This is a genomic window from Psychrobacter sp. T6-6, assembly GCF_052258185.1.
Classification (GTDB): Bacteria; Pseudomonadota; Gammaproteobacteria; order Pseudomonadales; family Moraxellaceae; genus Psychrobacter.
On record NZ_JBQQEX010000002.1, the window covers coordinates 509,123 to 521,067 of the forward strand.

The 11,945-nt window shown below is 44.5% G+C and carries 10 protein-coding genes; 6 read left to right on the forward strand and 4 right to left on the reverse strand.

Going from position 1 to position 11,945, the window contains the following annotated elements; translation table 11 throughout:
• Nucleotides 1–247: 247 nt before the first annotated feature.
• Both glyA and ACTXGL_RS05360 read left to right on the forward strand, forming a co-directional pair.
• Nucleotides 248–1,504: a serine hydroxymethyltransferase gene (gene glyA, locus ACTXGL_RS05355; protein WP_319051105.1), complete on the forward strand. Its 1,257-nt coding sequence runs from the start codon at nt 248–250 to the stop codon at nt 1,502–1,504.
• Nucleotides 1,505–1,931: 427 nt separating this feature from the next.
• Nucleotides 1,932–3,467 carry an alanine/glycine:cation symporter family protein gene (locus ACTXGL_RS05360; RefSeq protein WP_443525368.1) on the forward strand — a complete coding sequence of 512 codons (1,536 nt, stop codon included), beginning with the start codon at nt 1,932–1,934 and terminating at the stop codon, nt 3,465–3,467.
• Between the two features lie 135 nt (nt 3,468–3,602).
• Here ACTXGL_RS05360 and gltS read toward each other — a convergent pair whose 3' ends face one another.
• The 4 genes from gltS to ACTXGL_RS05380 form a co-directional block, all read right to left on the reverse strand.
• Nucleotides 3,603–4,877 carry a sodium/glutamate symporter gene (gene gltS / locus ACTXGL_RS05365; protein WP_443525370.1) on the reverse strand — a complete coding sequence of 425 codons (1,275 nt, stop codon included), beginning with the start codon at nt 4,875–4,877 and terminating at the stop codon, nt 3,603–3,605.
• Between the two features lie 130 nt (nt 4,878–5,007).
• Nucleotides 5,008–5,442 carry a barstar family protein gene (locus ACTXGL_RS05370; protein ID WP_443525371.1) on the reverse strand — a complete coding sequence of 145 codons (435 nt, stop codon included), beginning with the start codon at nt 5,440–5,442 and terminating at the stop codon, nt 5,008–5,010.
• Between the two features lie 58 nt (nt 5,443–5,500).
• Complete coding sequence (locus ACTXGL_RS05375) at nt 5,501–6,301, reverse strand: ribonuclease domain-containing protein (RefSeq protein ID WP_443525373.1); 801 nt, start codon at nt 6,299–6,301, stop codon at nt 5,501–5,503.
• A 151-nt stretch (nt 6,302–6,452) separates the two neighbouring features.
• On the reverse strand, nt 6,453–7,754 hold the full coding sequence (locus ACTXGL_RS05380) for a glutamate-5-semialdehyde dehydrogenase (RefSeq protein ID WP_443525375.1): 1,302 nt from the start codon (nt 7,752–7,754) through the stop codon (nt 6,453–6,455).
• A 435-nt stretch (nt 7,755–8,189) separates the two neighbouring features.
• On the opposite strand from ACTXGL_RS05380, the gene ACTXGL_RS05385 reads away from it, so the two are divergent.
• The 4 genes from ACTXGL_RS05385 to ACTXGL_RS05400 all read left to right on the forward strand — a co-directional run bounded on the left by ACTXGL_RS05385 (nt 8,190) and on the right by ACTXGL_RS05400 (nt 11,838).
• Nucleotides 8,190–8,489: a hypothetical protein gene (locus ACTXGL_RS05385; protein WP_443525377.1), complete on the forward strand. Its 300-nt coding sequence runs from the start codon at nt 8,190–8,192 to the stop codon at nt 8,487–8,489.
• Nucleotides 8,490–8,892: 403 nt separating this feature from the next.
• Nucleotides 8,893–9,690 (forward strand): ABC transporter ATP-binding protein, encoded by a 798-nt coding sequence (locus ACTXGL_RS05390; RefSeq protein ID WP_443525379.1) that lies wholly within the window; start codon nt 8,893–8,895, stop codon nt 9,688–9,690.
• A 390-nt stretch (nt 9,691–10,080) separates the two neighbouring features.
• Nucleotides 10,081–10,881 (forward strand): transporter substrate-binding domain-containing protein, encoded by an 801-nt coding sequence (locus ACTXGL_RS05395; protein ID WP_443525381.1) that lies wholly within the window; start codon nt 10,081–10,083, stop codon nt 10,879–10,881.
• A gap of 138 nt (nt 10,882–11,019) precedes the next feature.
• Nucleotides 11,020–11,838, forward strand: coding sequence for a transporter substrate-binding domain-containing protein (locus ACTXGL_RS05400; protein ID WP_443525383.1), 819 nt, complete (start codon nt 11,020–11,022; stop codon nt 11,836–11,838).
• The last annotated feature ends 107 nt before the right edge of the window (nt 11,839–11,945 follow it).

Consider the following 11,945-nt stretch of genomic DNA (forward strand, 5'->3'; position numbering starts at 1 on the left):
CAAGTTAATAGCAGGTTAATCGCCTGTGTTTGTTCTTATTTTATTCTTTGCTAATAGACGCCATTCACAATAGTGGACATACCATAAGACAGAACGTAAAAAGACAACAGATTGTAGAAAAACAGAGTGCAGAGGTGTTTAACATACCTCAAGCGACGTTGACGCATTAGTTGTTTTATTGTGGGCAGGCTATCAGCTTCTTTTCAATGACATTTTTTCAATGACAGTCACTACTTAGGACATCACTATGTTTAAAGATATTTCTATCAAAGATTTTGATCCAGTACTTGCTGAAGCCATGGCCGCAGAAAGCGTTCGTCAAGAAAACCATATCGAATTGATTGCGTCTGAGAACTACTGCTCACAAGCAGTAATGGAAGCGCAGGGTACTGACCTGACCAATAAATACGCGGAAGGCTATCCTGGTAAGCGTTACTACGGTGGTTGTGAGCATGTGGATGTCGTTGAACAATTGGCAATTGACCGTGCAAAAGAGTTGTTCGGCGCTGAGTATGTCAATGTCCAGCCACACTCTGGTAGCCAAGCAAACTCTGCGGTGTTTTTAGCATTGCTAGAAGCAAATGACACCGTACTGGGCATGAGCTTAGATGCTGGTGGTCACTTGACGCATGGCGCGCACATTAATTTCTCAGGCCTGAACTACAATGCTGTACAGTATGGGTTGGTAGACGGTACTGGTTTGATCGATTATGACCAAGTAGACGCTCTAGCACGTGAACACAAGCCAAAAATGATCATTGCTGGCTTTTCAGCGTATTCACAAGTAGTCGATTGGCAGCGTTTCCGTGACATCGCTGACGAAGTAGGCGCGTATCTGTTGGTAGATATGGCACACGTTGCTGGTCTGGTTGCAGGCGGTGTTTATCCAAACCCAATACCTTTTGCTGATGTAGCCACCACTACCACGCACAAAACCCTACGTGGCCCGCGCTCAGGTATGATCTTGTCACGTGATGAAAAATTGGCTAAAAAGCTTAATTCTGCGGTATTCCCAGGCAACCAAGGCGGTCCGTTGATGCACGTCATCGCGGCAAAAGCGGTCTGCTTTAAAGAAGCGCTAGAAGACAACTTCAAAACCTATCAACAGCAAGTAGTCAAGAATGCACAAGCAATGGCGAAAGTCATCCAAGAGCGCGGCTATGACATCATCTCTGGTGGTACTGAAAACCATCTAATGCTGATCAGCCTCGTTAAGCAAGAAATGACCGGTAAAGAAGCGGACAAGTGGCTTGGTGATGCACACATCACTGTCAACAAAAACGCAGTACCAAACGATCCAAAGTCACCATTCGTGACCTCTGGTATCCGTATCGGTACGCCAGCAATCACGACTCGTGGCTTTAACGAAGCACAAGCAGCTGACCTGGCAGGTTGGATCTGTGACGTGCTAGACAGTCGCGGTGATGAAGCAGTTGCAACTGAAGTACGCGGTAAAGTAGAAGCGATCTGCAAAGAGCTGCCAGTGTACGAGAAGAACCAGTAAACTTAAATCTATACTGATTAAGTCAGCGCTACTTAAAAACTGCCAAAATAAAAAACCGCTTAGCATTTGCTAGGCGGTTTTTTGTTGTCCTCTATAAATATTAGATCATCTAGCGCAACTTTGTGCTGGTATTATCATCTAGTAATTTTAAGTCTGTTATGTACACCTCAAACCACTATCAACATTATTTGATAAATACAGTGGGCTTGTCTGACTTTAATTGTCAATATAAGAACGCTAAGTTGATGTTTAGTCGAGAAAAACATATAAATTTTTTTTGTTTATACAAGAGTATTAGTATATAGTCAGCATTGAACATTTAGTAATAATACTAATACAAAGTATAATAAATAATTACACTTTGTATTAGTGTCGATGTAATTGATTAAGTAACGATATAAATATTATTTTTACTAAAGGGATTTATATGAAAAAACAATCTTTAGTCGCAACGATGCTATTACTTAGCACTACTCTTGCTCAAGCAGCAGAGCAATCAGGTTTAGCAGCATTTGGGGCAGGTCTCGACAGTTTCATGGCCAGTATATTTGGCTGGTTCGTTGATCTTATTTTCTTCTCAGTACCGCTTGGGGACGTTAGCTTCCCACTCATTGTAGGTTGGTTGTTGGTTGCCGCCTTAGTCTTTACCTTTTACTTTGGCTTTATTCAGTTTCGTCTTGTAGGGTTATCTCTGAATATCGTCAGAGGTAAATATACCGATCCTAATCCTGCTATTAAAGAAGAAGGCGAGGTTAGTCATTTCCAAGCCTTGGCGACTGCTCTATCAGGCACGGTCGGTCTGGGTAATATTGCTGGTGTAGGTGCCGCCCTTGCTATTGGTGGACCTGGTGCTACCTTTTGGATGATCGTGGTTGGCCTGTTCGGTATGGCATCTAAGTTTGTAGAGTGTACGCTAGGTGTTAAATACCGTACTATACTGCCCTCTGGTGCCGTATCAGGTGGACCTATGTACTATCTAAGCCGCGGTATGGCTGAACGTGGTATGGGCGGATTTGGTAAGGTTTTAGCCGTTGGTTTTGCCCTTATGACGATACTAGCAACCTTTGGTGCTGGCAACATGTTTCAAGGCAACCAAGCCTTTGCAATGGTAAGCTCTACTTTTTCTATTCCTACTGAGTACAGTATAATCTTTGGTGTTGTCTTAGCGGTTTTAGTCGGTTCGGTCATCCTTGGTGGTATGCCTCGCATAGCAACCGTTACCGAAAAAGTCGTACCCTTTATGGCTTTGTTATACATTACTATGGCAGTAATCGTACTGGTTGCTAACTTTAACCAAATTGGCACAGCATTTGGAGAGATTTTCACAGGTGCCTTCACTGGTGCTGGCGTGGCTGGTGGCTTTATCGGTGCGTTGATTCAGGGTTTAAAACGGGCAACTTTCTCTAATGAAGCAGGTGTCGGTTCAGCCGCTATTGCTCACTCCGCGGTAAAAACAAATGAGCCTGCAACTGAAGGTTTGGTAGCTTTACTAGAGCCTTTCATTGATACGGTTGTCATTTGTACTATGACTGCGTTAGTGATTACCATCTCTGGTGTGAACACAGCAGCAAACTTGCAAGATCAAGCGATCACTGGTGTAGAGCTAACCCGTGCCGCCTTTATGCAAACGGCTCCAATTTTTCAGTATTTCCTAGCCTTAGCTGTAATCATGTTCGCATTTTCAACGATGATTTCATGGTCATATTATGGTCTAAAAGCTTGGACTTACCTCTTCGGTGAAGGTAGAACTAAAGAAATAATATACAAAATTATATTTTTAGTCTTCGTCGTTATCGGTACTGTCATACAGTTTGGTTTTGTTATCGACTTCGCAGATGCGGCTCTGTTCGCTATGGCGATCTTTAACATCATCGGTCTATACTTCTTGATGCCAATTGTGAAAAAAGAAGTGAATTCTTTCGTCGCTCGTGTGAAGAGTGGTGAAATCAAAAAGTATAAATAGTGGGTTTGATTAAATACGCTATGATAACTTGATAATTAAAAAAGCCCGCCAAGATGAGTCTTGGCGGGCTTTTTGATGTCTGGCATTCTTGATTTTATAGACAGCTATCAATCTTCAATCTACGACAGCATTAGCCTACATAAACGGCAACTTGGTAAATATCTGCAATATCGTCGCATTGACGATATCGACAAAGAACGCACCTACCATTGGCACGATTAAAAACGCTTTGGGCGAGGGCAGATAGCGATCCGTAACTGCTTGCATATTGGCAATCGCCGTCGGGGTCGCCCCCATACCAAAACCGCAATGTCCTGCTGATAGTACCGCCGCATCATAGTCTTTGCCCATGACTTTAAAGGTAATTAGGTAAACATAGATAATCATAATGATGGTCTGTACGACCAATATAATCAATACAGGACCTGCCAAATCGGTCAATTGCCATAGTTTCAAGGACAGCAATGCCATCGCCAAAAACAGACTCAATGACGCATTACCAAGCACATCAATCGAGCGGTCAAACATATCAAAGTTGAAGACCATGGTTAGTACATTACGTATGATCACGCCGCCTGCCAGTGCCCACACGAATGTCGGCAACTCAAACCAAGTGCCTTCAGCAACTATGGCCATCACATCGGCAAAAGCCAAAGCGCCTGCAAATAGCGCCAAGGTTTCGATAGTAGAGGACGCCGTGATAAAGCGCATGCTATCAGGTCTCTCAAAGATATCTTTATTACTACCTGCCGACTCCTCATCGTGTTTCGTGCTATACAGCGACTGATTTCCTGCGACCTTTTCTATATCGCTTGGGTTCGGATTAGCAGGCGCAGGCTTTAGGCCAAGTCGATTGATCAAACGACGCGCCACGGGACCACCGACGATGCCGCCTGCGACCAAACCATAAGTCGCAACAGCGATACCTAATGTGGTCGCGCCAACCACGCCGTAGTCCTCTTCTAATGTAATGCCCCAAGCCCCAGCAGTACCGTGGCCACCCGTCAGAGCGATAGAACCTGTGACCAGACCGAGTAGCGGATCAAGCCCTAATGCACTTGCCATAGCCACACCAACGACATCTTGTAGCACGATAAATACGGATACTACGATGGTGAAGATCAATAGCGGTGTACCACCCGCTTTTAGACGACTAAAATCAGCGCTCAGACCGATAGAGGCAAAAAACATCAACATGGTGGCAGTTTGTAGCCCTTGATGAAAGTTGAAGCTATATCCCCAAACCATATTGAGAACATAAACAACAATCGCTGCGACTAGACCGCCTGCAACAGGCTCAGGAATATTGAAGTCTTCTAAAAACTTGACTCTCTTTACCAAAAAACGCCCCAGCAGTAGCACTAAGGTCGCGAGTATCAGGGTGTAATAACCGTTTAAGGTAATCTCCATAGGTTAATCCTTTGTATAAAATAAATTAACCTGAATTCGGGATAAATATGGCTTTATCTCGAATTCAGGTTTCTATGATTCAGGTTTTTATGATGATGAATGATTAACGGTGATTACTCTATTAACAACACTAGATCTCATCTGCAGATGGCATAATGATCCACAATTGTGGTTTGCCAAAGTCTCGATAGGCATCTTCAATGATGCACTTAAACATATTGAAGTCTTCGGTGTTTATACTTTTTGCTCCCGTCAAATCAAGCATCAGGTGCATCACATCGCTATCTGTCAGGCAGTCCCATGCACTGTCCCAGTTGTACGAAAAGTAATTAGGGAACTCACAGGCGCGGGCAAGACTCGTCAATAGCGTGGTTTTATCCAGTATGTCACCCGCCGGTATGGTAACAGCCTGCGCAGGAATATCCGCATGTAGTGCTGTACCGTTTTGGTTAATGTGGCTTTGATTAATACGGTCTTGATCAACATGGCTTTGGTTAATATAGTGGATGGCTTGGCTTATACTTTCTTGATCGATATTTGCTTTTTTTATATCTGCTTGTTTCATGTCCGTTGCTCCTTATCTATGCTGCATATCTGTTTGCTCAGTATTTGTTTGTTTAGCACTAAGGCACCTGCAGTCTTTGAAAACTATCGTAATGATCGATGGTCAAGTAATACACAGTAGGTGGATAACCCCCTGTGACGATACGACGTGCGCCGCGATGTGAGACGCCAGGTGTGGGTGCGGTGTACTCGCGGTAGTAGCCTTGTGACTGTGTCGGTAGTCTGCCTTCACGATTATAAAACGTCGTGCCATCCTTATTTGGGTAAGGGTATGGTCCACCTTGCTGGATGAGCGCAATCGTATTATCGACTTGTGCATCACCTGTTATGCTGGCAGCAGTGCTATTGGTACTGATTTGACTTGTACTATCTGAGGCAGTTTGCGCCGAGGTGGTTGACTCAACACTATTAGCAAATAACGTTGAGCTGATATCGCCAAAGAAATAGACAGCAATGGCGATAATAGCAATGAGACTAAATAGGGTAGAGCCTAGGCTTCTTTTATTTTGACTGCTGTTTTGACCGCCGTATTGAGTGTTATTTTGTCTACGATTTTGATTAACGGAGTTTTGGTTAATGTGATTTGAATGATTGCGTCGCTTGCTATCACTAGGTGTTTTACTGGGCGCATTTGGCCCAGTATCTGGTGCAATGCTCAGTGACGACGGTGTGACTTCGGTGGCTCGCAACTGGTTTTTTTCATTACGGGTACTATTGAAATACACGCTTTGACCAACCGTTATAGGCTCTACCAATCGTGCGTTACTAATATGAAAAAACACATCTTCACTTTGGTCATCTACATCGATAAAGCCATAGCCTTTATCCTGATTCCAGTGTTTAATCTTGCCACTTTGCATGGTTGCACCGCTCCCTATAATTTAAATGCCTATAATTTAAAAACCTATGACTCAAATATCTATAATTTGCATACCTATTATTCAAATGAAAAACGCCAGCAAAATTGCTGACGTTTTTGGTTACTCATGGGCGTAGTGAATGCTCGTATGATTACGCACGAGTCTCGCCATGACCGTAGACGATCCATTTTTGTGAAGTAAGACCTTCGAGACCGACAGGGCCACGTGCATGGATTTTGTCCGTTGAGATACCAATCTCAGCACCCAGACCATATTCGAAACCATCTGCAAAACGGCTAGACGCATTGATCATTACGCTTGCTGAGTCCACTTCGCGGATAAAGCGTTGTGATTTAGTATAGTTATCTGTGATGATAACATCAGTATGGTGACTGCCATGCGTATTGATATGCTCAATCGCCTCGTCAATGCCTGCAACAACTTTTACCGCGAGGATAGGGGCTAGATACTCGGTATCCCAATCCTCAGAGGTGGCAGCAGATAAGTGACCGTTAAGCTTAGCATTGTCATTTAGGATGGCTTGCGATTTGTCATCAAGACGCAGTTGCATGGCATCATCGGCAGCCACGATGGCTTCAGCAATCTTAGGCAGTAGCTCGCCTGCAACTGCTGCATCGACCAGTAACGTCTCCATCGTGTTACAAGTACCGTAGCGATGGGTTTTGGCATTGACACTGACGTTGATAGCCGTGTCTGTATCAGCATCGCTATCAATAAAGGTATGGCAGTTACCGTCTAGATGCTTGATCACAGGAACTCTAGCGTCGTTACTGATACGGGCAATCAGACCTTTACCACCACGTGGCACAATGACATCGACATAGTCAGTCATCGTAATCAACTCACCAACAGCAGCACGATCGGTGGTTTGCAATACTTGCACGCTGTGCTCAGAGAGATCGGTATGGCCAAGGCCTTTGATGATGCATTTCGCAATCGCTTGGTTCGATTCAAACGCTTCAGAACCACCGCGCAAGATAATCGCGTTACCTGACTTTAGCGCCAGCGAGGCCGCCTCTAATGTTACGTTAGGACGTGATTCATAAATCATACCGACCACACCCAGTGGTACGCGCATCTTGCCAAGATGAATGCCTGATGGCTGATAGGTCATGTCAGTGACTTCGCCGATTGGATCAGGCAGACCAGCCACGTCTTTAAGACCTTGAAGCATGCCATCAAAGCGCGCTTCATTTAGCTCTAAGCGATCGAGCAGAGCACTATCAAGGTCGTTCTTTTGACCGTTGTCCATATCGATTTTGTTGGCAGACAAGATATCTTGCTTGGCGTTGATGAGCTCATCATGAATCGCCATGAGTGCGGCGTTTTTATCGCCAGTATTGGCAGCAGCAAGGGCGCGAGAAGCGGCACGTGCTTGCTTACCAACAGAGTGCATGTAGGTTGTGATGTCTGTCGTATTTGCTTGACTCATAAATTATTTTCCTTATGTCATACAGGTTTTATATAGATAAAAGCGGTTCTAAATAAAAGCGCCTAAAAAGGCGAAAATTTGGCAAAAAAAGAAGTTTTGAATGCCTACTTACATAGCGGTAGGTCATTATGCTATTTAAAATAGAGTAGATTGCGGCGATAGTAAAGATGATTTTGTGAACAGCGCCCGCTTTACAACGTGCTGATCATCCTTTATTTAGGACAGCGCTGTGAGTTATTTAGTACAGTGCCATGAGCAATATCATATATTCTCCACTAGATAATGGTATCAATACTGCACTCTAACTTTACGTGTCTTTAACAGAACTGTGCTGTAAATACTAAGGTAGCCATGACGCATCATCAGTATAGTAAGCATTAACAAAGCAGCGCTAACAATAGATAGTGCTGGATCATAAAATAATGGAGAATGAACATGGCTACTAAAAATGCAACGTATAAAAATTGGTTGACGGCTGGATTGGTTGCAGGCGCGCTTGCGCTCAGTGCATGTAGTAAAGATGAGACACCGATGGAAACACAAGCTGATACGACTGTGGATGCGCAAACGAGCGTTGAAGAAAGCGCCACAGCAACCAGCTCTGACGACGTCGCCGTTGCTACTGCTGACGACGGCATGGTCGTTGAAACGACAGATGATGTGGCGGTTGCCACCGCAGATGACGCAGAGGTGCTCGATGGTACGGAAGACTCAGAGCATGTATCGACGTACTAAGAGTTATAGCGTACCCGTTTTATGCTACATATGACGGGTGACGCGCTGTCATCAGCTGCTGATCAAAGGCTCAGTATCAAAGGCGCAGTGTAAACGCATAAGATAAAACCACGCCTAGTACGCGAAAGTGATAAAATAAAGCCCAGAGCGATAAATGCCGTCTGGGCTTTTTTAGGTCAACGGTTTATAAAGTAGCCATAATCAGTAGTAACGACTAACTGACTGGTTAAACACAAGATTTGCCTTTTTGCTGTGGAATAAGAGACAATGTGGCATTTTTTCTCTTGGCCTGCTCAGGCATAGGACTATTACGCTAGTGCTATAGATACCTATACTATTATATAAAGCTCATATTTATTTTTATTCGTGTTTTCACTCATATTTATTGGAAGTCTGCTGAACCATGCTTGATACTGCAAAAACCCCGACTCGGCCTATCGCCCTAGACTTACAAGACATCCATAAAAGCTATGGCTCACTAGAAGTGCTAAAAGGGGTATCTCTTACCGCCTATGATGGTGATGTTATCTCTATTTTGGGCTCATCAGGCTCAGGTAAATCAACATTGCTGCGCTGCATTAACTTGCTTGAAAACCCAAATCAAGGTCGCATCCTAATCGGCAATGAAGAGCTGATGCTCAAACCTGCCAAGTCAGGCGAGCTGCAAGCATCAGACGTCAAGCAGTTAGAGAGTCTGCGTGCTCGCGTGGGGTTTGTCTTCCAAAACTTTAACTTGTGGCCGCATAAGACCATTTTGCAAAACATCATCGAGGGACCGACGCAGGTGCTCAAGATTAAGAAAGCACAAGCGATTAGTGATGCTGAGCAGCTACTCGACAAAGTAGGGCTACTCGACAAGAAAGATGCTTATCCAGCCAACTTATCGGGCGGTCAGCGCCAGCGTGTGGCTATTGCCCGTGCACTTGCTATGAAACCACAAGTGCTGTTGTTTGATGAGCCAACCTCGGCATTGGACCCTGAGCTGGTCAACGAAGTACTTGCTGTCATGCGAGAGCTAGCAGAAGAGGGTCGTACGATGCTGATCGTCACCCACGAAATGCGTTTTGCCCGTGAAGTATCCAGTAAGGTGGTCTTCTTGCACCAAGGTGTGGTCGAAGAGATCGGTACGCCTGAGCAAGTCTTTGACAACCCTACCTCTGAGCGTGTCAAAGACTTTATGGCTTCACATCGCCCGAACTAATTCTGTATAAATCAGATGGTAGTAGAATCCTACTGCCATCAGATATTACCATTATCCAACTCTGCCACAGTCAAACCATAAGTCTAATAACTCCTACCACAATCAGAACCTATCACTATCGCATCTTGCCAAACGCAAAAATCACTATATCGTAACCATTGTTGACTCTTTATTACCAGATAATAACTGTGAGTATGCAAAACGTTTGTTTTTGATATTTTACTCAGGTATTATCAAAAGGTTTATAGGTAGTCACAGCTGCTGGCTGCCTGTCATTCTGCTATCTATATTGCTTGTCTGGCAGGGACGTCAGAGAACCAAATATCAGAACCTGAAGCCAGAAAATCCTGTCAAAACCCTATGTCAAACCCATCAGAATTTAAGGAATGTATGATGTCGAATTCTCGCCTACTGTGGTCATCAATGACCGTCACCGCAGCATTGATGCTGAGTGCTTGTAGCCAACCTGCCAACGAAACAACTGATGCCAGCGCCGATGCACCTGCTGCAGAAACGACTGGGCAAACCATTCGTATTGCAACCGAAGGCGCTTACCCTCCATTCAACTATACCAATGCCGATGGTAGCTTGTCAGGCTTTGATGTCGATGTCGCAAACGCGCTATGTGATCAGATGCAAGCTGAATGTGAAATCGTCGCTCAAGATTGGGACGGTATTATCCCAGGTCTATTGGCACAAAAATATGATGCGGTTGTCGCAGGGATGTCTATTACTGCTGAGCGTCAAGAAAAAGTTGATTTCACTGAGCCGTACTTTGCCAACACGATGGTATGGCTAACCAACAATGATGGCAGTTTTGATCCGATGGCGATCAACAATGTCACACTAGGTGGACAGCGCTCTACCACGCCAGGGGCTTATCTACAGGATAACTACGAAGGCAAAGAAGGCAACACGGTTCAACTGTATGACAACTATGACAATGCTTACCTAGATCTAAAGTCTGGTCGTAGCGATGCGGTATTGGCCGAAAAAGTCTCTGCCAAATCATGGTTAGCAGACAATACAGAAGGCTTTGGTATTGTTGGTGATGAAATTGATAACGATGACAACATTGCGATTGCTGTGCGTAAAGGGGATGGCCTCAAAGCAGAATTTGATAAAGCATTGAGCGAAATCCGTAGTAACGGTGAGCTTGCACGCCTTGAGCAAAAGAACTTTGGTCAATAATGGTTTCCTGAATGTTTGTACTCAAAACAAGCGATGCTGATAAGTAAAAAACGGTTCAGTATTGCAGAAACAGTTGAGTATAAAGTAGTCAGTAATAAGTGATGATACGGCTGGTAAATATATTAAGGAATAAGAGATATGACAATTTCAATGAGCAAAAAAGCATTGTGGCTAGCGCCGCTTAGCGCAGCAATGCTAATGTTGGCAGGTTGTAACAATAGCGCAGCACCAGAAGAAAGCGCTGAAGCTGATACCGCTACCGAAGCACCTCTAGATATCAAGATCGCCACAGAATCAAGCTATAAGCCTTTTAGTTACACAGACGCTGATGGCAAGCTAATCGGTTATGAGATTGAACTGGTTGACGCATTGTGTGCACAGATGAAAGCTGAGTGTGAAGTGATCTCACAAGATTGGGATGGTTTGATTCCAGGATTGAACGCACAAAAATTTGATGCAGCCATCGCTGGTATGTCGATCACCCCTGAGCGTCAAGAAGTGGTTGATTTTAGTGACCCGTACTTCTATAGCGGCATCATCCTAATTGGCAAAAAAGGCGATGACCTCAGTGTCGATGCGCTAGCAGATCAGCCAATTGCGTCACAGCGCTCGACAGTATCCTCACAGTATCTGCAAGACGAGCATGCAGATGCTGATATCAAGCTCTATGACACGCAAGACAATGCTTACCTAGACCTGACGTCAGGCCGAGTACGCGGTATGATGTCTGACAAAGTCACTGGTACCGACTGGCTAAAAACCGAAGCTGGTAAAGATTACGAAATCAAAGGTCAAGAGATTAGCAGTGACGACGATGCAATGGGTATTGCCTTCCGTAAAGGCGATCCATTGGCTGCAAAATTCAATGCAGCATTGGCTGAGCTAAGAGATAATGGCACTTATGACCAAATCACTGGCAGCTATTTTGGTACCAGCTCGACCGCTGCTGCACAATAAGTAGTCGTCACGGATGGTGTCGAAGAGGTAGTGGTCGCCGACGAGGCGGCAACTGCCTAAAAGGACGTCTAGCGAGTGGACGGTTGTTCCTCAAAAGTACGTTATTT

Coding starts and splice junctions, on each gene's coding strand:
- glyA (WP_319051105.1), top strand. CDS start 248: ATGTTTAAAGATATTTCTATCAAAGATTTTGATCCAGTACTTGCTGAA.
- ACTXGL_RS05360 (WP_443525368.1), top strand. CDS start 1,932: ATGAAAAAACAATCTTTAGTCGCAACGATGCTATTACTTAGCACTACT.
- gltS (WP_443525370.1), bottom strand. CDS start 4,877: ATGGAGATTACCTTAAACGGTTATTACACCCTGATACTCGCGACCTTA.
- ACTXGL_RS05370 (WP_443525371.1), bottom strand. CDS start 5,442: ATGAAACAAGCAGATATAAAAAAAGCAAATATCGATCAAGAAAGTATA.
- ACTXGL_RS05375 (WP_443525373.1), bottom strand. CDS start 6,301: ATGCAAAGTGGCAAGATTAAACACTGGAATCAGGATAAAGGCTATGGC.
- ACTXGL_RS05380 (WP_443525375.1), bottom strand. CDS start 7,754: ATGAGTCAAGCAAATACGACAGACATCACAACCTACATGCACTCTGTT.
- ACTXGL_RS05385 (WP_443525377.1), top strand. CDS start 8,190: ATGGCTACTAAAAATGCAACGTATAAAAATTGGTTGACGGCTGGATTG.
- ACTXGL_RS05390 (WP_443525379.1), top strand. CDS start 8,893: ATGCTTGATACTGCAAAAACCCCGACTCGGCCTATCGCCCTAGACTTA.
- ACTXGL_RS05395 (WP_443525381.1), top strand. CDS start 10,081: ATGATGTCGAATTCTCGCCTACTGTGGTCATCAATGACCGTCACCGCA.
- ACTXGL_RS05400 (WP_443525383.1), top strand. CDS start 11,020: ATGACAATTTCAATGAGCAAAAAAGCATTGTGGCTAGCGCCGCTTAGC.